The sequence below is a fragment of the Virgibacillus sp. 6R genome, assembly GCF_001895305.1.
In the GTDB taxonomy this organism is placed as follows: Bacteria; Bacillota; Bacilli; order Bacillales; family Amphibacillaceae; genus Virgibacillus; species Virgibacillus pantothenticus.
The window spans coordinates 1,854,547-1,878,534 of record NZ_CP017762.1 but is presented as its reverse complement, the minus strand read 5'-3'; the positions used below and the strand labels follow the sequence as shown (position 1 = coordinate 1,878,534).

Sequence of the window (23,988 nt, the reverse complement as noted above, 5' to 3'; positions counted from 1 at the left end):
CTTGACTTTTTTTCAAGAGGTCAGTACAATTTATCTTGGGCTCTTTTATTTTAATTACCAAAGCGTTTCCCCGATCGACTGGGGAGGCGCTTTTATTGTTTTTTCTTGGTTTCCTAACGAGAATATAGGAACGGATAATGGTTTATGCCTTCCTAATAATATCTTACATGATTTTGTTTGTATCCCGCATGTAAGGTGTTGTACGACTCTTACTTAAGAGTTGGGGGATAATACAAGTCAAAGAGTGAGCTAACAGCACCAAAATGCCCGATTCGTTCAACTAACATGCAGTCAGGTTGGTAGCGAAACTCCGCCTGAATGAAGTTTCACTTTATTGCATAACACAATAGAAAGAGGGAAAAAAGATGACCAAGTATATTTTTGTAACTGGAGGAGTTGTCTCGTCTTTAGGAAAAGGGATCACAGCTGCTTCATTGGGAAGATTATTAAAAAACCGTGGTTTACAAGTAACCATTCAAAAATTTGACCCATATATTAATGTTGATCCCGGAACAATGAGTCCGTATCAGCATGGTGAAGTTTATGTAACAGAAGATGGCGCAGAAACAGATTTGGATTTAGGTCACTATGAACGATTTATTGATATTAATTTAAATAAATACAGCAATATTACAACTGGTAAGGTGTACTCCAGTGTCATCCGTAAAGAACGTCGTGGTGACTATTTAGGTGGGACCGTTCAAGTAATTCCTCATATTACCAATGAGATTAAAGAACAGGTTTTCCGTGCAGGTGAAGCTACAGGCGCAGATATTGTTATTACGGAAATTGGCGGCACAGTCGGTGATATTGAATCGTTGCCATTCTTGGAAGCTATCCGCCAAATAAAAAAAGATGTGGGTAGAGATAGTGTCATGTACTTACATTGTACACTTGTTCCTTACATTCAGGCTGCTGGGGAAATGAAAACCAAGCCAACGCAACATAGTGTTAAGGAATTGCGTTCATTGGGAATTCAACCAGATGTCATCGTATTACGAACAGAACAAGCGATCAGTAAAGAGATGAAAGAAAAAATCGCTTTGTTTTGCGATATTAATGAAAAAGCCGTCATTGAAATGCTAGATGCCGATACATTATATCAAGTGCCGATCTCTTTACAGGAGCAGCAATTAGATGAGCTTACATGCAAGCATTTTGGACTGGACTGTAAACAAGCGGATATGAAAGAATGGATGGAACTTCTAAACAAAGTGCGACATCTTTCTAAAACAGTAGATATTGCTTTAGTTGGTAAGTATGTAGAGCTTCCTGATGCGTATTTATCTGTAGTAGAAGCATTGAAGCATGCTGGATTCGCATACGATGCTGATATTCGTGTGCATTGGGTAAATTCTGAGCTGCTGGATGAGCAAACCATTCATAAAGAATTACAAAATGTAGACGGAATTCTAGTGCCTGGTGGATTCGGTGATCGAGGTATCGAAGGAAAAATAGTGGCTATTCAATATGCACGTGAGAATAAAATTCCGTTTCTGGGAATCTGCCTTGGCATGCAATTAGCAACAGTGGAATTTGCCCGTAATGTTCTGGAGCTTTCTGGGGCACATTCTGCAGAGATTGATCCAGATACCGCACACCCAATCATTGATTTACTTCCAGAGCAAAAAGATATATCTGATCTTGGTGGTACATTAAGACTTGGCATTTACCCATGCAAGCTACAAGATGGCACAAAAGTAAAAGTCGCTTATGAAGGCGCTGATTTTATCGAGGAACGTCATCGTCATCGTTATGAATTTAATAACGTATACCGTGAGCAAATGAAGGAACATGGTTTTGTGTTTTCTGGTACAAGTCCAGATGGTCGTTTGGTAGAAACGATCGAAATCGCTGATCACCCATGGTTTGTAGCGAGTCAATTTCATCCGGAATTTACATCTAGACCAACTAGACCACATGCATTGTTTAAAGGCTTCATTGGGGCTGCCGTTAATTATCAACGGTCATAAGCAACATATCGTATATAGAGATGGGGAGTTGTATGTTTGTTGATACTGCTCCCTTTTCTATTTTAGATAAAAACCAAGGGACTATAGCAGGATATCTGATGCATTATAGAGAATAGTATTGTTGGGGGCAAATGATTTGGAAAGGGGAAGTTTGATAGATGGAAAAAACAATCCTCGTTGTTGATGATCAACCAGGTATCTGTATGTTATTAACAGATATACTAACGGAGGAAGGTTATCGTGTCGAAACTGCCAATACAGGAAAAGAGGGACTAGAGAAAATCAATTCCTCTTCTTTTCATTTATTAATGATTGATTATCATTTACCAGTATTAAATGCATTTGAAGTGCTTCGCCAATTGGAAAAAACAAACAATCATATCCCTTCAATTGTTATGACTGGCATGACAGAAACTGTTATTCGAGAAAAAGAAGATTGTAATAATATTGTAACCATTCTTAGCAAACCATTTAATATTAAGGAAGTTTGTCAATTGGTTCATTCCATTTTGAATTAATTTCACGAGCGTATTGTTGCGACTTTGTGCGGTTGTTGGTATTCTATTAGTGTAATTTATTTTGACATAGGTGTAATGTTCATCTAGAGGAGGATATACATGCCATTAGTATCAATGAAAGAAATGTTAGAAAAAGGGAAAGAAAATGGTTATGCAGTTGGTCAATTTAACTTAAATAACCTTGAGTACGCTCAAGCCATTTTGCAAGCTGCCGAAGAAGAAAAGTCTCCGGTTATTTTAGGGGTTTCAGAAGGTGCTGCAAGATATATGGGTGGTTTTAACGTTGTTGTAGCAATGGTAAAATCACTGATGGACGCATATGGCACGACTGTACCTGTAGCGATACATTTAGATCATGGCTCTAGCTTTGCAAAGTGTGCAGAAGCTATTCATGCTGGATTCACTTCTGTTATGATTGATGCTTCTCATGATCCATTAGAAGAAAATATAGCTGTTACCAAAAAAGTAGTTGAGTTAGCTCATCTTCACGGTGTATCTGTAGAAGCTGAACTAGGAACTGTTGGTGGTCAGGAAGATGATGTTGTTGCTGACGGCGTCATCTATGCAGATCCAAAAGAGTGTAAAAAACTTGTTGAGGCAACAGGTATTGACTGTTTAGCTCCAGCACTTGGATCTGTTCACGGTCCATATAAAGGGGAACCGAACCTTGGTTTTGAAGAAATGGAAGAAATTCTTAACACTGTACAAATTCCGCTAGTTCTTCATGGAGGTACAGGGATACCAACAAAAGATATTCAACGTGCTATTTCTCTAGGAACAGCTAAGATTAATGTGAATACAGAGAATCAAATTGCGCAGGCGAATAAGGTACGTGAAGTTTTGAACGAAAAACCTGATCTATATGACCCACGTAAATATTTAGGGCCTGGAAAAGATGCGATTAAAGAAACTGTCATTAGTAAAATGCGTGAATTCGGTTCATCGCAAAAAGCATAAATTTGCTTAAAAATATGTGAAGGGGGCAGGAATTTATGAAATTCTTTATTGATACAGCAAATATTGAGGAGATTCGTGAAGCAAATGCACTAGGTGTTCTGGATGGTGTAACCACTAACCCTAGCCTTGTTGCAAAAGAAGGTGTTTCTTTTCATGATCGTTTACGGGAAATCACCAGTGAAGTGTCTGGCTCTGTCAGTGCTGAAGTAATCGCAGAAGATGCAGAAGGCATGATTCGTGAAGGGAAAGAACTTGCAGCAATTGCGCCTAATATTACAGTGAAAGTTCCGATGACACTAGAAGGCTTAAAAGCAGTAAAAACATTTAGCGATTTAAATATTAAAACGAACGTTACACTTATTTTTAATGCAAATCAAGCTTTACTTGCTGCTCGAGCGGGCGCGACTTATGTGTCCCCTTTTCTAGGACGTTTAGATGATATTGGTCATAACGGAATAGATCTGATTGAAACAATTGCTGATATCTTTAATAAACATGAGATCCACACCGAAATCATTGCTGCATCAATCCGCCATCCTTTACATGTTGTAGACGCTGCTAAAAACGGTGCACATATAGCAACCATTCCATTTAAAGTGCTTCAGCAGCTAGTTGCCCATCCATTAACGGATCAAGGAATTGAAAAGTTTTTAGCTGATTGGAATAAGCAAAAGTAGTAGCATAAAAATGGAAATGTTGTACACCCTAAGAACAAATGCAGTTCTATCCCGCATGTAAGGTGCTGTAAGACTCCCGCTTCAAGAGGTAAGTAAATACAAACAAATCTAAGTAGGAGATCACAGCACCTAAATGCCCGATTAGTTCAACTAAACATTCAGAAAGAGATGGAGAAAATCTTCTTCTGAATGAAGTTTTACTTTATGTACTGTAATAAAGATTGCAAGTAATGTGGGCGTAAAATATGCGCTCGCATGTTCCTTGCTTAAGTGAGGTTTTTACATGCAAAAAATGTTCGTTGAAGGTGGTCATTTACTAAATGGCAAAGTTCGAATAAGTGGAGCGAAAAATAGTGCTGTCGCATTGTTGCCTGCTGCTATATTGGCTGATTCTGACGTAACTATTGAGGGACTTCCACAAATATCTGATGTGTATACGTTAGGGGATTTGCTGGAAGAAATAGGTGGTTCTGTTTCCTGGGACGGTCAAACCGTCCATATAAACCCTGCAAATATGATAGCGATGCCACTTCCAAATGGGAAGGTAAAAAAGCTTAGGGCGTCGTATTATTTTATGGGAGCAATGCTCGGAAAATTTAAAAAAGCGGTAATTGGATTGCCTGGTGGTTGCTTTCTAGGACCTCGTCCGATTGACCAGCATATTAAAGGGTTTGAAGCGCTAGGTGCAGAAGTTACCAATGAACAAGGAGCGATTTACTTACGTGCAAAGGAATTGATTGGTGCACGTATTTATTTGGATGTTGTTAGCGTAGGGGCGACGATCAATATTATGCTCGCGGCTGTTAAAGCAAAAGGAAAGACGATCATAGAAAATGCAGCTAAAGAACCTGAAATTATTGATGTAGCCACTTTGCTTACGAATATGGGAGCAAAAATCAAAGGCGTTGGTACGGATGTTATTCGAATTGAAGGTGTTCCTCATTTAAGTGGCTGCCGCCACACGATCATTCCAGACCGAATTGAAGCGGGAACGTATGCAATTGCAGCTGCTGCTATGGGCAAAGAAGTAACCATTGATAATGTAATTCCTCCGCATTTGGAATCTCTATTAGCGAAATTGCGGGAAATGGGCGTTCCAGTAGAGGAAAGCAATGAACAACTCTTTATTGCACCGAAACAACCATTTAAAAGTGTGGATATAAAAACACTTGTATATCCTGGTTTTCCGACAGATTTGCAGCAGCCGTTTACTACATTATTAACAAAAGCAGAAAGCACAGGGGTTGTAACAGATACGATTTATTCTGCAAGGTTGAAGCATATCGATGAGCTACGCAGAATGAATGCCTCGATTAAGGTGGAAGGTGGATCAGCCATCGTAACAGGGCCTGTACAATTACAAGGGGCTAAAGTAAATGCAACCGACCTTCGTGCTGGAGCAGCATTGATTATCGCAGGTTTAATGGCCGACGGAATTACCGAAATTACTGGGCTTGACCATATCGACCGAGGTTATGAAAACATTACGGAAAAGTTAACGAATTTGGGCGCTAAAATCTGGCGCGATAAGATGACACAACAAGAGATACAAGAATTACAAAACTCATAGCATCATCAGCTACAAAAAAACTTCTGTTAAGTTGGTTTGGTAGCTCCAACCATCGATAAGATTTTCGACAGTCATTTAAGGTGGAAGGCTCAACTGCTAAAAAATCATTCAAACTCATGCTAACCACCCACATTTTCTTATAAAGTGCTTGTTCAAAAAGGAGATAAAAAAAGCCCCGAGGTCAGCTAAGGTCTCAGGCGTCCTTGAAAAAGATAAACCCTCTTTCTGCGTGCGATGTGTTGCTGATGTAGCTTTCATTGTCCGTTTGGGCGCTGACACTAACACATCCTCGTGCCTAGGCTCAAAGCGGTGAAGTTCGAGTAGCGCGCTTATATAAGGATGTACTCATTTCTATGTTATCCACAGGACGTAGGTGTTTTAGTAAAAAATCACATATGTATTTAGATACATGAGCAAAAGTATGGGTTTTCTCGAAACCGGTTATCACGCAGGGAAAGGGTCATCCTTTTCCAAGGAACGGAGAAATAAGCCAACTAGAAATATTGTTGTGTCATTTTAGTCCACTTTTTGAACAAGTTCATAGAGAGATACTTTTGTAAAATTTCTTCTTGGGATGAGGAAAGTTTACAAAAGGGAGAGATAAATATGGAAAGAAGTTTAACAATGGAATTAGTGAGAGTAACAGAAGCGGCTGCTTTAAAATCAGCACGCTGGATGGGAAGAGGAAAAAAAGAGGAAGCTGATGATGCAGCAACAACTGCGATGCGTGCTGTTTTTGATACCATTCCTATGCAAGGTACGGTTGTCATTGGTGAGGGAGAGATGGACGAAGCACCTATGCTCTATATAGGAGAACAGCTCGGCACAGGTAATGGACCTGGTGTGGATGTTGCTGTTGACCCGCTGGAAGGCACGAGTATCGTCGCAAATGGATCCTGGAATGCTCTTTCTGTCATTGCAATCGCAGATAAAGGTACATTATTACATGCACCAGATATGTATATGGACAAGATTGCAGTAGGTCCTCAAGCAGTTGGTAAGATCGATATTAATGCTTCTACACTGGAAAATTTACAAGCTGTTGCAAAAGCTAAACATAAAGCTGTGGAGGATGTAGTTGTAACGGTTTTGGATCGACCACGCCATCAAAAATTGATTGAAGAAATTCGTGAAGCAGGCGCCAGAATCAAATTGATTTCTAATGGAGATGTTGCAGGTGCTATCAATACAGCTTTTGATGAAACAGGCGTTGATATTTTAATGGGAATTGGCGGTGCCCCAGAAGGCGTTATTGCAGCTGCTGCTCTCAAATGCTTAGGAGGGGAAATGCAGGGCAAACTAGTTCCTACAAACAAAGAGGAAGCTGACCGCTGTGCTAAAATGGGCATAGTTGATATTAATAAAGTTTTGTATATGAATGATTTTTGTAGTGGAGATGACGCCATTTTTGCTGCTACTGGAGTTACAGATGGGGAGTTATTAAAAGGTGTTCAATTTAAAGGAACAGAAGCAACAACGGAAACAGTAGTTATGCGGGCTAAAAGTGGCACTGTTCGTTTTATCGATGGTACACATAGTTTACAGAAAAAACCAGACCTCGTTATCAAGTAATAGGTATGGGCTACGTAAAAACTGGGAATAAATAAGGAAGATCTCTTTATTTCTTTCATCTTTAGAAAACAATGTGTAGACTTACCTTTAAAAAGAAAAGGAAGCTATTTGCGCAAGCTTCCTTTTCTTTTCAATATGGGGAATGTATCCGTTGCATTGTTAACGAGAATGGTACTAGTATGCTACAATAAAGATACATTCGTAATTTCTTAAAATAAATATCAATATAGTGTTGAATCTTGCACGTTAAAAGAGTATTATGGTATATGTTTATGATATACGTAATATGTTGAACTTCGAATCTAGCTTCTACAATTTTTCTTCATTTCTGCGAAGACAGACCTTCCAACAAAGAAGTGAAAATTCTATTTGGTTGTATATATCTTGTACCATGTTACGGGAAATGAACGAACCATCCAGTAAATTGGTTCAAGCTACGTTACAGATTGAGTATAGATGAATAAGATCTGATTAAAAAGCAAGATTGCTTAAGGGAGAAAGAGAGATAAGTATAGAAAGCATGTGATCGAACAACCATCCTATACAAATATTTATAACTCGATTTAAATTTAAGGTTGCCCAATTGAAAGGACAAATGCAAGAAAAACTCCATTGGTCTTCACCTCAGTAAGATAGTATACCCTGATAACGAAGCAGTAGCATGTTTCATGATTAATTGATACAGCTAAACCCAAAGTTATAGCATATGTAAATATGTGCTGTGAAGGAAAGCTTTAAAGTAGGTTAAACTCATTATAAAACTGTAGATGGTTGAAGCGGAAAGCAATTTTTGCTTGTTAAAAAGGATTTTTATTATTATTCAAAATTTAAAAAATTATAATAGGTGTGGTGATTTTATGGCAGGACTAACTATCTCCCGTTTGGGGACGTTAACATTAAAAGAAATATACCAATTAGCACGAGAATATAAAATTTCTTATTATGCCAAGTTAACGAAAAAAGAACTTATTTTTGCAATTTTAAAAGCACAGGCAGAAAAGGATGGTTACCTCTTCATGGATGGGATATTAGAGATTATCCCATCAGAGGGATTTGGCTTTTTAAGACCGATTAACTACTCGCCAAGTGCTGAAGATATTTATATTTCTGCTTCGCAAATCCGTCGCTTTGACCTACGAAATGGCGATAAAGTGTCTGGAAAGGTTCGTCCTCCTAAGGAAAATGAAAGATATTACGGATTACTGCACGTAGATGCTGTTAACGGGGATGATCCAGAAACAGCGAAAGAACGTGTGCATTTTCCTGCTTTAACAGCATTATATCCTGACCGGCTCATGAAGCTGGAAACGAAAACCAATGAAATATCAACCCGAATTATTGATTTAATGACTCCTGTTGGCTATGGCCAGCGGGGACTTATTGTCGCTCCTCCTAAAGCTGGTAAGACAACTCTGCTAAAGGAGATTGCCAATAGTATTTCGGAAAATCATCCAAATGCGAAACTTATTATTCTGTTAGTGGATGAACGTCCTGAAGAAGTAACCGATATCGAACGTTCTGTGCATCCGGACGTTGATGTTGTAAGCTCCACATTCGATGAAGTTCCTGAGAGTCATATTAAAGTATCTGAGCTCGTATTGGAACGGGCGATGCGCCTGGTAGAGCATAAACGAGATGTTATTGTGTTAATGGATAGTATTACACGTTTGGCGCGAGCGTATAATCTTGTTATACCACCTAGTGGACGTACCTTATCAGGTGGTATCGACCCAGCTGCATTTCATCGTCCAAAGCGCTTTTTTGGGGCAGCTCGTAATATTGAAGAGGGTGGAAGCTTTACTGTACTAGCAACTGCGTTGATCGATACTGGTTCACGCATGGATGATGTGATTTATGAAGAATTTAAAGGAACTGGGAATATGGAATTGCATTTAGATCGTAATTTAGCTCAGCGACGTATATTTCCGGCCATTGATATTTTACGTTCTGGTACCAGAAAAGAAGAATTACTTGTTGATAAGGCGCATTTAGATAAAATGTGGGCCATTCGTAAAACCATGCAGGATTCCAACGATTTTCTGGAGCGTTTCCTACGTAGATTAAGAGCTTCGAAAAACAATGAAGAATTTTTCCAAAAGATGGATGAAGAAATGAAGCGACGCGGTATGAAACGTTCGTAAAGTGAAGAAGTTATTGATTTAGGGAAACAATGGGCAAATCCCACTATTGCATTCCCGAAATCATCCTGTTATAATCTTTTTATGTGAGTTTAGATCAGGTATTTTACCTATGAGGGCTCTTGCAATAACTCTGTTTCCAAAGGACTCAGGGCAAAAAGGAGTGGAAAGACATGAAAAAGGATATTCATCCAGAGTACCAAAAAGTAGTTTTTCTTGATACGAGTTCCGATTTTAAATTTTTAAGTGGATCTACGAAAACATCCAACGAAACAATTGAATGGGAAGATGGTAATACGTACCCATTAATTCGTGTTGAGATTAGCTCAGAATCACATCCATTCTACACTGGTAAGCAAAAAGCTGACAAAGTCGGTGGTCGAGTGGATCGCTTCAAGAAAAAATATAATATGAAGTAAATTGATGGAACGTAACAAGTTCCTAAAAAGTATGATCCAGTTACAATAGTGTATAAAACAGGCAAAATGTCCAATCTTTGCCTGTTTTTTTACTTTTAAGCGTTCAATTAGCCATGTAGCTGTTGATATAAATGTACTGCTAAAATATAGTAAACCAGACATAATAGGAACCTGATCCGTTATTTTCCTTTCAGGTTTTTCTAATTAAAAGAGACTTGGCTGTCGAGAGTAATATTAAAATTAGCCGATTCGGTGCCCAGCAATGATTAATGTGTATTAAAATAAGAAAACGGGCGTTAAACAGAATGAATAAACGAAATTTTGGAAAGTGGGGACAAGAGGTATGTATGTAATGAAACAAAGTGGCTGGGTAGAATTGATTTGTGGGAGTATGTTTTCAGGGAAATCTGAGGAATTGATTCGCCGGGTTCGACGTGCTACATACGCTAACTTAGTAGTCCGTGTCTTTAAGCCAGCGATTGATGATCGATATAAAAAAGAGGCAGTTGTTTCTCACAATGGTGCATCTATTATAGCACGACCTATAAAAGCTGTAGAAGATTTAATGGAGCATATCGATGAGAATGTGGACATTGTTGGTATAGACGAAGCGCAATTTTTTGATGCTTCGATTGTTACTATCGTAGAACAGTTAGCGGATATGGGGATTCGCGTTATTGTAGCTGGCTTAGATACTGATTTTCGTGGAGAACCTTTTGGCTCGATGCCTGAATTAATGGCGTTAAGTGAATCGGTCACCAAATTAAATGCTATTTGCCCAATATGTGGTTCACCAGCAAGTAGGACGCAGCGTTTAATTAATGGACAACCAGCTTCTTATGACGATCCAATTATATTAGTTGGCGCTTCCGAGTCCTATGAGCCTAGATGTCGCCACCACCATGAAGTACCAAATAAACCAAATCCTGTTGTCCATACGCGTTTGTCAAAGCTAATGAAATAGGACAGGCTTCCTTAAGAAAAGGGTTCTTTTCTAGGAGGGACAATCATGCTTAGAAAGCTTGTAATAATAAAAAATGGCATAAAGTAAGAGTGAGGTAAGAATTGTTGCTCCCATATATGCTTGCCGAGCTTGAGGAGTTCCACCGATTTTGACCTTAGAAGGGGAGTATACTATAATTATACTGTTAATCAGAAAGAGGTGGCCGTGATGTTAGATCGTTTACAATCTTTAGAAGATCGTTACAATAAATTAAATGAATTGCTAAGTGATCCGGAAATTATTAGTGATGCAAATAAACTTCGGGAATATTCCAAGGAGCAGTCTGGTTTAGAAGATGTTGTTCAAGCTTACCGCGAATATAAAGATGTCGTCCAGCAGTTAAAGGATGCAAAAGAAATGCAAGAAGAACAGCTAGATGAAGAAATGGAAGAAATGGTGAAACTTGAAATAAGTGAACTTACAGAAAATAAACAGCAATTGGAAGAAAAAATGAAGGTTTTACTATTACCGAAAGATCCAAATGACGATAAAAACGTATTTATGGAAATCCGTGGTGCAGCGGGTGGAGATGAAGCGGCATTATTTGCTGGTGATTTATATCGTATGTATGCGCGTTATGCTGAAAGCTATGGCTGGAAGCTTGAAGTGATGGAAGCCCATACGACAGGTGTAGGTGGATATAAAGAAATTATTTTTATGATCAGTGGGAAAGGTGCGTACTCTCGTCTGAAATATGAAAACGGCGCACATCGTGTACAGCGCGTTCCTGAAACGGAGTCAGGTGGACGGATTCATACGTCTACAGCAACCGTAGCTGTACTTCCAGAAGCGGAAGAAGTAGAAGTGGACATTCACGACAAAGATATTCGTGTTGATACATTTGCTTCAAGTGGTCCAGGGGGACAAAGTGTAAATACAACAATGTCAGCTGTTCGGTTAACGCATATCCCAACGGGCATTGTTGTGTCTATTCAGGATGAAAAGTCACAAATAAAAAACAAAGAAAAAGCAATGAAAGTGCTACGTGCTAGAATATATGATATGTATCAACAGGAAGCACAGGCAGAATACGATGAAAACCGCAAGTCTGCTGTAGGTACAGGAGATCGTTCGGAGCGTATTCGCACATATAATTTTCCGCAAAATCGTGTAACCGATCATCGGATCGGCTTGACGATTCAAAAGCTGGATCAAATTCTGGAAGGAAAATTAGACGATATTATTGATGCGTTGATTATGGAAGAACAAACGAAAAAACTGGAACAAATTGGTGAATAATGTCTATGGAAGCAAACAAACAACATGAAGTCCTCAGATGGGCTTCCCTTTTTTTAGAGGAAAATGGTCGGGAACAGCATGTAGCAGTTATTCTTCTAAAGCATTATTTACAGGTTTCTACAGCCAAATTTTACATGAATATGCAGGAGCCTGTTCCTGAAGAAGTACTTTCAAGATATGTCGCTGCTATTAAAGAGCATGCGACAACTGGAGTGCCAGCCCAGCATCTTATGGGATATGCTTCGTTTTACGGGCGAGAATATAAGGTGAACGAACATGTACTTATCCCCAGACCGGAAACAGAAGAGTTAGTTCAACAAGTAATTACATCTGTGAATGACCATAATGTGGATAAGACACCAACTATTGTTGATATAGGTACAGGAAGTGGGATTATTGCGATCACACTCGCTTTAGAGCTACCTAATGCCATTGTTTACGCTACAGATATTTCAGAACAGGCATTAACAGTAGCGAAGGAAAATGCTGCTTACCATCAAGCTGCGGTCAAATTTGCTAACGGCGATTTCTTAGAACCAATGCTTCAACGTAATGTTCAGGTAGATGTAATAGTTAGTAATCCTCCCTATATTGCTATCAGTGAAGCACCTTTTATGACAGATACGGTGAAACATTTTGACCCGGAGTTGGCCTTATTTGCTGATCGTAATGGTCTAGCTGCGTACGAAAAAATCATAAGCCAAATGGTACAGCTACCAGAAATGCCCCGTTTAACTGTTTTCGAAATAGGTTATCAACAGGGGAAGCCTGTCTCTGATTTGATCAAGTCTGTTTATCCAGACAGTCATCCACAAGTGTTACAAGACATGAATGGAAAAGACCGAATGGTCATCGTAAAAAAATAATTTTGCAGAATACTAGTTTAAAATCATCAACCTTTGAACATAATGGTGAATAACAAAGGGGGAAGACGGTGATGAAAAAGCTAGTATTTTTTGTTGTTATATTTTTAGTAGGATTTTTAAGTATTCCAGGGCAAGTCATTAGTCAAAAATCGGAGGAAAAGTCGCTTCGTGATCAGGAAGATTATCAAGTTATTCCTGATGAAGCGATCCGTTTACGTATATTAGCAAATAGTGATAATGAATCTGATCAGCAATTAAAAAGAAACATACGCGACCGTGTGAATGAAGAAATTACGACTTGGGTAGAAGATATTACAAACATTGAGGAAGCTAGAAGTTTAATAGAAAAACGGATTCCAGAAATCAATCAGATTGTAGGCTCTGCACTCGAGGAAGCAGGAGTGAAGCAAAATTATGAAGTGACTTATGGTAAAGCGGTTTCCTTTCCTGCTAAAATATATGGTTCATTTGTATATCCAGCAGGTAAATACGAGGCTGTACTGATTACAATTGGAGAAGGTAAGGGAGATAATTGGTGGTGTGTTTTATTTCCGCCGCTCTGTTTTTTGGACTTCTCCAATGGGACTAGTGCTGTGTCAGCTGAAACAATGGGAGAAGAAGAGGCTAAAGGAGAAGAGACAAAAGAAAAAGAGGAGCAGGAGGAAGATACGAAAGTAACATTTTTCTTATTTGAATGGCTTGGATGGTCATAGTTAAAAGAAGAGTTGCATAAACTTCTTTAATATAAGGAAAGCTATTAAACCAGATAGAGGTGAGTAGAAATGAATTTAGTTCAGGCCAGTAAAGCGTCTGCGGAAAAATTGGAGCATTTTTTACAAAACAATCCAAACTTAAATGAGTATAGCTTATTACAGAGAGGCTATGTAGTGGAATTGCAAGGTGAAATTGAAGGTTGTTTTATTCTTGAGGAAATGGAAAAAGGCACCTATTGGTTAAAGCAATTGTACATTACACAATCAGAAGCAGCCGTCCTTCCTGTATTATTGGAATCTATTTTAACAATGGCTAAACAGCAGCATGCTCAGCGCGTGTATGTGCATAGTCATCAGCCAGTTGTGGATATATTACTTGAGGCTTTACAGTTTCATCCACAAAAAGAAAGGGCATTTGTGAATAAATATGACCAAAGAGACGGGAATTGGTGGTTGTACCATGTATCTTAATAGGCTGTTAGATAAGTGAAGTCTCCATTAGTGTGGGTTTTCTTTCATACCCCAGTAATGGCTAGTATTGCAAAGAGGAGGAGCTGATGGCGCCCTTGAATGAATCGGAAATCTAGGTTTTGTATCTACTTGAGCTTCCGGTGTGAGGGTTTCATAGCAACTTTTTCTCGGAATAAATTGCAAAAAATTAAGTTATTAACAACGTTATCCACTGTTTTTGTGGATAACTTTAAAATACGCTGTGGATAATGTGTATAAATAGAAAAACAACTAAAATAAATAAGGTTTATATAATAAAACCATGTGGATATCCTGTTGATTTGTTATCCACATGGTTTTATTTTTTTATTGTACAGGAACCTATAAACTTAGGTGCTTATGGATAATGAAATAACCGACTAGCCACGTCCGACGCATGAGCCCAGCAACGATGCGACTTTAGAAATGCGCCCTACGATAAGGCCTCATCGGTTCGTCGCTAAGAGGAAGGCCGACTAAAAACGGGCTTGACGCCCAGACGTCGGCATACCCCTGTTTTAGTGGCATGATTCCTTTATCCCGTAAAAAGGCGTTGTAGTCTCCCACTTCAAGGATGGAAGATGTAAGCTGAACAAGTCGAAGCGGGAGGTAACAGCACCTAAATCCCCGATTCGTTCAAGGGCCTTTAGGTCATACCCTGGTGGTACTAATAATCAGCGGGGATGAAGAAAACCCCGCTGATTGAAGGTTCACTTTATCTTTAGTTGATTCATTCCATTCGCTACGTTGCTAAACGGGCGCCCCGAGCCTTTGTTCCACTATAGGAAAGTATAAGATTTTTTTGGTTTATAGTATAAGAAAAACAAAGGCTTCCGCCATAAGACTTGGCGACAAGCCAAGTTTTTCTAATAAAAATAGACTACAAAGCTTTAAAGCATATTTAAGTGACATATAACTGTTGATTTTGGGTCCAAGCTTATAGGTGAATTATAAAGGATAAATACAAACAAAATGATTATAGCTACTTGTTTCATTGCACAACAAGCTTTGATTTACTAAAATAATGGTAGTAGAAAAGAGGTAACCGCGATGAAAACGAAGTATTGGAATATTTACCAAGCTAATGAAAAACAGCAACAGGAGGCAATTATGGAAGCCAGTCTGCTACTTCAACAAGGTGAAACAGTTGCTTTTCCAACAGAAACAGTATATGGATTAGGAGCTGATGCTACGAATGAACAGGCTGTACGAAAAATTTTCCAAGCAAAGGGTCGACCCCAGGACAATCCGTTAATTGTTCATGTAGCAGCTGTTTCCCAAATAGAAAAGCTTGTTCGCAATTGGCCTTCATATGTGGATAAGCTGTTAGAAGCATATACACCAGGTCCCCTTACATTTGTTTTGCCAAGCAATGGCACGTGTACAACGTCTGTAACAGCAGGGTTAGATACAATTGGTGTGCGTATTCCAAGTCACCCTGTTGCTCGGCAATTGTTATCCACATGTCATTTGCCAATTGCTGCACCAAGTGCAAATATATCCGGAAGGCCTAGCCCGACCAGTGCAAAGCATGTATGGGAAGATTTATATGGGAAAATTGCTGGTGTCGTTGATGGTGGTGCTACTGGGGTTGGTGTAGAGTCAACGGTTATTGATTGTACACAGGATATTCCCGTAATTTTACGCCCTGGTGGGATTACGGCGGAGCAAATAGAAAAAATAGCAGGTGCTGTTATGGTGGACCCTGGTTTAACAACTGAAAACGGAAAACCAAAATCACCTGGTATGAAATATCGGCATTATGCCCCTGAAGTACCGTTGTGGATTGTTTCCGGGTCTAAAGGCGACATACAAGCTACGGTTCATCGTTTGCAAACAGAAGGAAAACGTGTTGGTGTAATGGGGAAGGATAGTACCATATTGCATCTTCATGCGAATGCTGCAATTAAGCTGGGAAACACGATGGAGCAAGTAGCTGCCAACTTATATGATGCATTGCGTACCTTTAAATTAGGAGAAGTTGATATTATTCTTTGTGAAGCTTTTTCAGAACATGGAATGGGACAAGCAGTAATGAATCGTTTATCGAAAGCAGCTACTCGCATGATTTCACTACAATAAGCATAAAGCATCGAAATTTATTTTAAGAGAAAAAGTAGCATGGTGAAACCAGGAAAATGAGCAGTGTCCGTTTTTCTGGTTTGTTATCATGAAAAGAACGCAAACGATGAACTTAGACATATGTGTATCTACTTTCTTCGGATAAAATGGTAGTAAGCCTTGCTCTCCATCGTATGAGGTAAAACCAACGATAGGAAACCTGTTCTCTATCGCACAAAAATATAGAAAAAACACTATCTAACGATAAGCATACTCCGCGCCGAATATGTCAACATAAAAAACCTCCATTCACAATAATGGTCGGTCATAACCGCCATTATAAAAACGAGGATGATTTAATAGGCAGGGCTTTTTGTTATCGTATAGGAAATATAAAATTGGTGCTTGTGGATAACGAAATAACCGATTAGTCACGTCCAGCTCCATCGCCTAGCAACGAGGCGACTTTAGAAATGCGCTCTACGATAAGTCATCATCGGTGGCCGACTAAAAACGGGCTTGACGCCCAGACGTCGGCATACCCCTGTTTTAGTGGCACGATTCCTTTATCTTTAGTTGATTCGTTCATTCGCTACGTTGCTAAACGGGCGCCCCGAGCCTTTGTTATAGCTAACGTATATTAACCGTCTTTTCTTGATTGATAAAAGATTTTTTTCATATTTATCCAAATAACACATGTAAACCAAACGCAATCAAAATGCTTCCACCTAACAACTCACTATATGTACCTAAGAAGCCTTCCACTTTCCTTCCAATAAGCATGCCCATCCAAGAAAGACAAGCACTAACTAATCCAAACAGCATAAGCGCAATAGCCGTTTTTACTCCTGAGATACCTAAGCTTAATCCGACAGAAAAGCTATCCACGCTTAAACTGAGAGCTAATAAATATAAACCTACCCCGATTGGTTGAATCATTTTTTTTACGCGATAGTTAAAAGCTGAAAAAAACATTTGCGCACCAATACCTACAAGTAATAATCCTCCGGCTAAGGTGGTTAAACTTCCAATTTGTTTTGATATCATTGTCCCAAATAAAATGCCCAAAAAGGGCATTATAATATGAAATAAGCCTACTACCATACCGATGAGTGCAATTCGCTTTAATCGAAGACGTTGCATCCCAAGCCCTAAACCGACAGAGAAGGCATCAAGTCCAAGCGCAAATGCTAAAAACAATAAAGCTGTCACTTCACCAATATATCCTGACATCACGAATTCCCCCTTGGACATGCTTATAAACTATATGTTGATCCAAGAAGAAATATGTTTATTTTGAAAATCAACTAGCGATAATCATGTATCGTGTTTTATAAAGTGAAATTTCAGCCAGTAAGGTTTTTAAATCCCTACTGGCTATTAGTACTCTAAAAGATATGATCTACAGTCCATTTGTATCATGTTTTGTACTACTGAAGTTTGGATGTTTTGAAATTCGTCTTTAAATAATGAAAATATAATAACGCCGCATGCTTGATTAGTGGCTAGTAAACATTTACATATGCTAAACCACAAATCCTTAAACATACCAAACTCACGTTTAGTGGATAGTAAAAGAAACTGGTTAAAGGAAAGCAGGATATGATATATTGTTAACAGAGTTTAGTATCGGAGGTTACCCCTATGAAATTGTTATTTGTTTGTACTGGTAATACGTGTCGTAGTCCAATGGCCGAAGCTTTAGTTAGACATAAAATACCAGAAGTAGAAGTACAATCTGCGGGTATTTTTGCAGCAGAGAACCAGCAAGCAAGTCCAAAAGCGATAGAAGCTTTGAAACAGAAACAAATGGAGATCGAACATCTATCCCAGCCGGTAACCAAGGAACTGCTGAATTGGGCTGACGTTGTTCTAACAATGACGACACAGCATAAGCAGTCACTTATCATGACTTTCCCGCAATTCCAAGAAAAATATTTTACGTTAAAGGAATATGTCTTAGAAGCCGATAAAGAAGTATGGAAAGAGTTGAAACAGGCATATGCAGATTATGAGGAAAAAAGATCAATATTTATCCAAAAAAATCAGCATAAATTGGATAATTCCCTTCTAGATCAACGAATTCAGGAGCATCTTTCGGAAGACATTGAAAATATTCGAAGGCTAGAAGCGAATTTAATCAATTATGATATTTCCGATCCTTTTGGCGGGGATTTACGAATCTATCAGGGGACGCTGGAGGAATTGGATAAATACATTGATCTGCTTAGAAAAAAACTTACAAAGTAGGCGGGGGAAGATCAATGGAGAAGAAGAAGTATCGTTTCAGTTTGCGATTAAAGCTGGTGCTGTTTACAACGACTTTAGCTTTGGTAACGTATTCAGTTAGTGCAGTATTTATTTATATTATTTATGATTACGTACAAAATTATTGGGATGTTTCTGAACACTTTTTTACAATAACCACGTTCGTTCTTGGTATTATTTGGTCGGGGATATTGGCTTTTTTTGCTGCAAGAGTGATTGTAAAGCCGTTGGAAAAGCTTGAAGCAGCAGCCTCTGAAGCTGCTAAAGGAAATTTGCATCAAGTCATAGAAATTTCTAAATCAGATGATGAGGTTAGAGCGTTGGGGATAGCTTTTAATAAAATGCTAAAAAACTTACGCGATATTGTTCATAATATAGATCAGCATTTTGAAAGTACGAATCAATCAGTTGTTAAAATTCGACAAGCTTCTGAACAAGCGAATCATCACTCTATGTCCATTCGCTCATCCGCAGATGAAATTTCTAAAGGAGCAGAAAGCGCTTCAGAAGCAATACAAAATACCGCAGAAGCAGTCGAATTAGCAACAGAGCTAGCGGAGGAGGTACAGCAAAAAGCAGCCGACTCCAAGCAAAAATCGAATGCGATGATGAAAATATTAGATCGAAGTAAGCAGGCTGTTAATCAATTGGTTGATGGGATTCAAAAACTTGCTGATGAGCAGGAAGCTTCTTTAAAAGATGTTGATCATTTAAAGCAAAATGCGATGCAAGTGGAAACAATTATTACATTGGTCGGTGAAATCGCTGAACAAACGAATTTGCTTGCACTAAACGCATCCATTGAGGCTGCTCGAGCGGGAGAACATGGTAAGGGTTTTGCTGTTGTTGCTGATGAAATTCGTAAGTTAGCAGATCAAAGTGCTCAGGCTGTGCAGCGAATTTCTGGATTAATTACTGCTATCCAAGAGGATGTTTCAGCAGTGGTTGTCAAAATAAATGATAACGTTTCCTATGCAAAACGGGAGGCCAATAATGGAAAAACAACCAATCATGCAATCTCGGAGATGTCTGGCTCTGTAAATGAGGTTGCAACAGAGATTGGTCGAATTACAGATTTGGTAGATCGCCAATTGGAATCAATTCAAAATACAGTTAAGCAATCGCAAGAAGTGGCGGCTGTTGCAGAAGAAACGTCAGCGGGCGCCCAAGAAGTAAATGCGTCTATCCATGAACAAGCATCCACCATTGAGCAAGTGGATGGATTAGCTCATGCATTGGAGGAGCAAGCCAAAAATTTAAATAAACAAATCAATCAATTTAAGGTGAATTAAAATACGATATTGGTTAATAACATGAATGAATGTATAATAAGATCAAAAGGCTTTACAGCTTGACAACTTTTTCGGCATAAATATAAAGGTCAAACTAAAAAGGAGTTAATACAGATGAAAGTGATCATTACAGCAGATCATGCAGGTATGACGATTAGAAATGAGATCAAGGATTTGTTAACGGAAATGCAGATCGAATTTGAAGATGCAGGTTGTGACTGTGAAGGTTCCGTAGATTATCCTGACTATGCACTTCCAGCAGCAGAACGAGTAGCCAAAGGGGAATTTGATCGTGGTATTTTCATTTGTGGTACAGGGATTGGAATGTCTATTGCTGCAAATAAAGTAAAAGGTATTCGCTGTGCTCTTACACATGATGTATATAGTGCAAAATTAACGAGACAGCATAATGATTCTAATGTATTGGCTATGGGAGAACGTGTTGTAGGTCCCGGCTTAGCTCGGGAAGTGGCGAAAACGTGGTTGGAGACAGATTTTGATGGTGGTCGACATAAAAATCGGATCGGAAAAATTATGACATATGAAGACGGCGCACAATAATTTAGAAAGGTGAGCAGAGAAGGCTTGCCTTATTCTATATAAAGAAGGGTGTTTCAGATTACGATGAAAGAGCAGTTTCACCAAAAACTTAGAGAACAACTTATGGATATACAAGAGCAATGGCAAATGTCAGGTCAACTCAAGCCTGGGGATTTATTTGTTGTTGGATGCTCAACGAGTGAAATTGCCGGTGAAAGAATTGGGACGGCAGGCAGTAAAGAAATTGCAGCAATAATCTACAAAAATTTAGAAAAGCTGGAAAACGAAAATGAGATTCACCTTTGTTTCCAATGCTGTGAACATTTAAATAGAGCGATTGTTATGGAAAGAAGTACGATGAACGATTATCAATTAAACGAGGTATCGGTTATTCCAGTTGCAAATGCTGGTGGAGCGATGGCTGCATACGCATTTGAACAGCTAAAAGAACCTGTAGTGGTGGAAACCGTAACTGCGCATGCAGGGATGGATATTGGGGAGACGATGATAGGTATGCATTTAAAACCTGTCGCTATACCATTCCGACTTCAGCAGCGCTTTTTAGGAGAAGCTCGTCTTAACGCCGCTTATACTCGTCCTAAAAGAATTGGCGGAGCTCGTGCAGTTTATCCCGAGTGATAAGACGCTGTAAGACTAATATGTCAAGAGTGAAAAGCGACGCAAGGAAGGATAAGTGGAGATAACGACACCAATTCTGATTCGTTCAAGGTACTATTTTGGTACTAACGTTCAGTAGGAAATAGGAAGTAGGAATCTTCATACTGAATGAAGTACTTTATTTCCATGAATTTAAAGTAAAAAATGTATTTGTTCTTCTAACGGTTTAAAGCTACAATAGGTTTATACATAAAGGGGGTAATCAAATGGACTTTGTCAAGCAAGCAGATATCGAAATTTTTCAAGCAATAGAAGCAGAAAAGAAGCGACAACAAGATAATATTGAATTAATCGCTTCTGAAAATTTTGTCTCTGAAGCAGTGATGGAAGCAATGGGATCTGTGTTAACCAATAAATACGCAGAAGGTTATCCGGGCAAACGTTACTACGGAGGTTGTGAGCATGTAGATGTTGCAGAGAATTTAGCTCGTGATCGTGCGAAGCAGTTGTTTGGCGCTGAGCATGTCAACGTACAACCGCATTCAGGTGCGCAAGCAAATATGGCTGTTTATTTTACTGTTTTAGAGCCTGGTGATACCGTGTTAGGTATGAATCTTAATCACGGAGGACATTTGACACACGGAAGCCCGGTTAATTTCAGTGGTACACTTTACCGTTTTATCGATTATGGGGTTGATAAGGAGACGGAGCAGTTAGATTATGATGTTGTTTTAAAAATAGCTGAAAAAGAAAAACCGAAACTTATTGTAGCAGGTGCCAGTGCATATTCACGACTTATCGATTTTGCAAAATTTCGCGAGATAGCTGATAAGGTAGGAGCTTATTTAATGGTCGATATGGCTCATATTGCTGGATTGGTAGCTACTGGTTTACATCCGAATCCAGTTCCTTTTGCTGATTTTGTAACAACGACAACGCATAAAACATTACGTGGCCCAAGAGGTGGTATGATTCTTTGTAAAGAAGAATACGCTAAAAAGATTGATAAAGCTGTATTTCCTGGTATGCAGGGCGGGCCGTTAATGCATATTATTGCAGCAAAAGCAGTTTCCTTTAAGGAGGCCCTATCTGATTCGTTTAAAACGTACAGCAAACAAATCATTGAAAATGCTAAGGTGTTAGCTGAATCTCTACAGTCTGAGGGAATTCGTATTGTTTCTGGTGGTACGGATAACCATTTGCTATTGCTTGATGTAACACCGTTAGGATTAACAGGGAAAGTAGCTGAGCACGTACTGGATTCCATTGGGATTACTACCAATAAAAATACCATCCCATTTGATACAGAAAGTCCATTTGTAACGAGTGGTGTGCGTATAGGTACAGCGGCAGTTACTACCCGTGGGTTTGGAAAAACGGAAATGGAAGAAATAGCCTCAATCATGGCAATCACGTTAAAAAATCATGACGATGCTAAAGTGCTCGAAGCAGCTGCACAACGTGTGAAAACACTAACTGAAAAATTCCCGCTTTATGCGGTATACGCGCAATAAAAGAAGATGCCTAGCCAGGCATCTTCTTTTGGTAATTAGGATACTATTTTCATGTTAAATGCTGAGAAATCATCCATTTAAAGATTGAAGATACTGTAATACAAGTTAAAGTGGGAGATATCAGCGCCTTAAAGGTTTGGGGCTGTGAAATTGATCGTAGGAGGTGTACTATAGGGGGCAAAAATCAACGTCAGCGAAACCCTCCGTTAGAAAAATGGTTCTTCTTTTAAATGACGCATCGGTAGCCTTTGCTCCTTTTGCAACAGAAGATTAAAAAACCTCCTCCATAAAGGTTCATTTTTTAATCTATAGAAAAAGTTCATGCTTTTTCCATGTGTCTAAATAATGAAATTTCAACTATAAGGAGCTTTTCTTGGAAGATAAGATAGTATAAAATGAGGTGCTTGGGGGATAACGAAATAACCGCATAGCCACGCTCGGCGCAAGCGCCAGCAACGATGCGACTTTAGAAATGCGCCCTACGATAAGGCCTCATCGTTTCGTGGCAAAGAGGAAGACCGACTAAAAACGGGCTTGCCGCTCAGACGTCGGCATACCCCTGTTTTTAGTGGCATGATTCCTAAATCTTTAGTTGATTTGTTCCATTCGCTACGTTGCTAAACGGGCGCCCCGAGCCTTTGTTCCACTATAGGAAAGTATAAGATTTTTTTGGTTTATAGTATAAGAAAAACACAGGCTTCCGCCATAAGACTTGGCGACAAGCCAAGTTTTTCTAAGTAGAAGCTTCTCCAATATGCCCAGGATTTCGCCGGGTTTCAACAATAATGGAGAGCTTTTAGCATAACTTGCATGTGAAGCCAATTTTGAGTACAATTTTAAGGATGCAACTAAACTAAAGGAGTGAACGGCAACATGGGAAAGGTTTTCGTACTAGATCACCCGTTAATTCAGCATAAACTAACGTACATAAGAGATAAAAACACTGGTACAAAGGAGTTTCGTGAGCTGGTGGATGAAGTTTCCATGCTGATGGCATTTGAAATTACACGAGATCTTCCGCTACAAGAAAAAACGATCGAAACACCAGTAATGGAAACAAAAGCAAGTGTACTAGCTGGGAAAAAAATTGGTTTGGTGCCTATTCTTCGTGCAGGATTAGGTATGGTAGACGGAATGCTGGATTTAATCCCCGCTGCTAAGGTTGGTCATGTAGGGCTTTATCGTGATCCCAAGACATTGAAACCTGTGGAATATTATATAAAATTACCTTCTGATATTCACGAGCGTGAATTAATTGTTATCGATCCAATGCTTGCAACGGGCGGCTCTGCAAATGATGCTATCCATTCATTGAAAAATAGAGGTGCAAAGCATGTCCGACTAATGTGTTTAATTGCTGCACCAGAAGGCGTAGAAGTCATTAAACAAGAGCATCCAGATGTAGATATCTATCTGGGGGCATTGGATGAGAAATTAGATGAAAAAGGATATATTATTCCAGGCCTAGGTGATGCAGGAGATCGTCTTTTCGGAACAAAATAAAGGAAGAATGTGGATTTTTTTCGATAATATAGATGAAAATGACAATAAATTCTGGAGT

The 23,988-nt window shown here is 39.0% G+C and carries 21 protein-coding genes; 20 read left to right on the top strand and 1 reads right to left on the bottom strand.

Features of this window, described 5'->3' with window-relative positions; genetic code table 11:
* Positions 1–365 precede the first annotated feature (365 nt).
* The 14 genes from BKP57_RS08565 (at position 366) to BKP57_RS08500 (ending at position 16,216) form a co-directional block, all read left to right on the top strand.
* A complete protein-coding gene (locus BKP57_RS08565) occupies positions 366–1,973 on the top strand; it encodes a CTP synthase (protein WP_050350947.1) in 1,608 nt (535 codons plus the stop codon).
* A 158-nt stretch (positions 1,974–2,131) separates the two neighbouring features.
* Positions 2,132–2,491, top strand: a complete 360-nt coding sequence (locus tag BKP57_RS08560) for a response regulator (RefSeq protein ID WP_050350948.1) — start codon at positions 2,132–2,134, stop codon at positions 2,489–2,491.
* 99 nt (positions 2,492–2,590) lie between these two features.
* Positions 2,591–3,448, top strand: a complete 858-nt coding sequence (locus BKP57_RS08555) for a class II fructose-bisphosphate aldolase (protein WP_072741352.1) — start codon at positions 2,591–2,593, stop codon at positions 3,446–3,448.
* Positions 3,449–3,483: 35 nt separating this feature from the next.
* The gene (fsa, locus tag BKP57_RS08550; protein WP_050350950.1) at positions 3,484–4,125 is read left to right on the top strand and encodes a fructose-6-phosphate aldolase; all 642 of its coding nucleotides are present in this window, start codon (positions 3,484–3,486) and stop codon (positions 4,123–4,125) included.
* Positions 4,126–4,408: 283 nt separating this feature from the next.
* On the top strand, positions 4,409–5,695 hold the full coding sequence (locus tag BKP57_RS08545) for a UDP-N-acetylglucosamine 1-carboxyvinyltransferase (RefSeq protein ID WP_050350951.1): 1,287 nt from the start codon (positions 4,409–4,411) through the stop codon (positions 5,693–5,695).
* A gap of 606 nt (positions 5,696–6,301) precedes the next feature.
* Entirely contained in the window at positions 6,302–7,267 is a 966-nt protein-coding gene (gene glpX / locus BKP57_RS08540; RefSeq protein WP_050350952.1) for a class II fructose-bisphosphatase, read from the top strand.
* Positions 7,268–8,124: 857 nt separating this feature from the next.
* Positions 8,125–9,408 (top strand): transcription termination factor Rho, encoded by a 1,284-nt coding sequence (gene rho / locus BKP57_RS08535; protein WP_050351168.1) that lies wholly within the window; start codon positions 8,125–8,127, stop codon positions 9,406–9,408.
* Between the two features lie 170 nt (positions 9,409–9,578).
* Positions 9,579–9,824 (top strand): type B 50S ribosomal protein L31, encoded by a 246-nt coding sequence (locus tag BKP57_RS08530; RefSeq protein ID WP_050350953.1) that lies wholly within the window; start codon positions 9,579–9,581, stop codon positions 9,822–9,824.
* A 343-nt stretch (positions 9,825–10,167) separates the two neighbouring features.
* A complete protein-coding gene (locus BKP57_RS08525; RefSeq protein WP_050350954.1) occupies positions 10,168–10,788 on the top strand; it encodes a thymidine kinase in 621 nt (206 codons plus the stop codon).
* Between the two features lie 207 nt (positions 10,789–10,995).
* A complete protein-coding gene (gene prfA / locus BKP57_RS08520; RefSeq protein WP_050350955.1) occupies positions 10,996–12,066 on the top strand; it encodes a peptide chain release factor 1 in 1,071 nt (356 codons plus the stop codon).
* 5 nt (positions 12,067–12,071) lie between these two features.
* Positions 12,072–12,932: a peptide chain release factor N(5)-glutamine methyltransferase gene (gene prmC, locus BKP57_RS08515; protein ID WP_072741351.1), complete on the top strand. Its 861-nt coding sequence runs from the start codon at positions 12,072–12,074 to the stop codon at positions 12,930–12,932.
* 71 nt (positions 12,933–13,003) lie between these two features.
* Positions 13,004–13,645: a stage II sporulation protein R gene (gene spoIIR / locus BKP57_RS08510; protein ID WP_050350957.1), complete on the top strand. Its 642-nt coding sequence runs from the start codon at positions 13,004–13,006 to the stop codon at positions 13,643–13,645.
* A gap of 69 nt (positions 13,646–13,714) precedes the next feature.
* Entirely contained in the window at positions 13,715–14,116 is a 402-nt protein-coding gene (locus tag BKP57_RS08505) for a GNAT family N-acetyltransferase (RefSeq protein ID WP_050350958.1), read from the top strand.
* 1,068 nt (positions 14,117–15,184) lie between these two features.
* On the top strand, positions 15,185–16,216 hold the full coding sequence (locus BKP57_RS08500) for an L-threonylcarbamoyladenylate synthase (RefSeq protein ID WP_050350959.1): 1,032 nt from the start codon (positions 15,185–15,187) through the stop codon (positions 16,214–16,216).
* A gap of 660 nt (positions 16,217–16,876) precedes the next feature.
* On the opposite strand, the gene BKP57_RS08495 is transcribed toward BKP57_RS08500, so the two are convergent.
* Positions 16,877–17,428 carry a manganese efflux pump MntP gene (locus BKP57_RS08495; protein ID WP_072741350.1) on the bottom strand — a complete coding sequence of 184 codons (552 nt, stop codon included), beginning with the start codon at positions 17,426–17,428 and terminating at the stop codon, positions 16,877–16,879.
* Positions 17,429–17,839: 411 nt separating this feature from the next.
* Here BKP57_RS08495 and BKP57_RS08490 point away from each other — a divergent pair, with 411 nt between their 5' ends.
* From BKP57_RS08490 to upp, 6 genes are all read left to right on the top strand, one after another.
* Positions 17,840–18,445: a low molecular weight protein arginine phosphatase gene (locus BKP57_RS08490; protein ID WP_050350961.1), complete on the top strand. Its 606-nt coding sequence runs from the start codon at positions 17,840–17,842 to the stop codon at positions 18,443–18,445.
* A gap of 14 nt (positions 18,446–18,459) precedes the next feature.
* Entirely contained in the window at positions 18,460–19,755 is a 1,296-nt protein-coding gene (locus BKP57_RS08485) for a methyl-accepting chemotaxis protein (RefSeq protein WP_050350962.1), read from the top strand.
* Between the two features lie 114 nt (positions 19,756–19,869).
* Positions 19,870–20,316: a ribose 5-phosphate isomerase B gene (gene rpiB, locus BKP57_RS08480; protein ID WP_050350963.1), complete on the top strand. Its 447-nt coding sequence runs from the start codon at positions 19,870–19,872 to the stop codon at positions 20,314–20,316.
* 48 nt (positions 20,317–20,364) lie between these two features.
* Entirely contained in the window at positions 20,365–20,934 is a 570-nt protein-coding gene (locus BKP57_RS08475; RefSeq protein WP_328218397.1) for a TIGR01440 family protein, read from the top strand.
* A 245-nt stretch (positions 20,935–21,179) separates the two neighbouring features.
* Complete coding sequence (gene glyA / locus BKP57_RS08470) at positions 21,180–22,427, top strand: serine hydroxymethyltransferase (RefSeq protein WP_072741349.1); 1,248 nt, start codon at positions 21,180–21,182, stop codon at positions 22,425–22,427.
* Positions 22,428–23,300: 873 nt separating this feature from the next.
* The gene (gene upp / locus BKP57_RS08465; RefSeq protein ID WP_050350966.1) at positions 23,301–23,930 is read left to right on the top strand and encodes a uracil phosphoribosyltransferase; all 630 of its coding nucleotides are present in this window, start codon (positions 23,301–23,303) and stop codon (positions 23,928–23,930) included.
* Positions 23,931–23,988 lie beyond the last annotated feature (58 nt).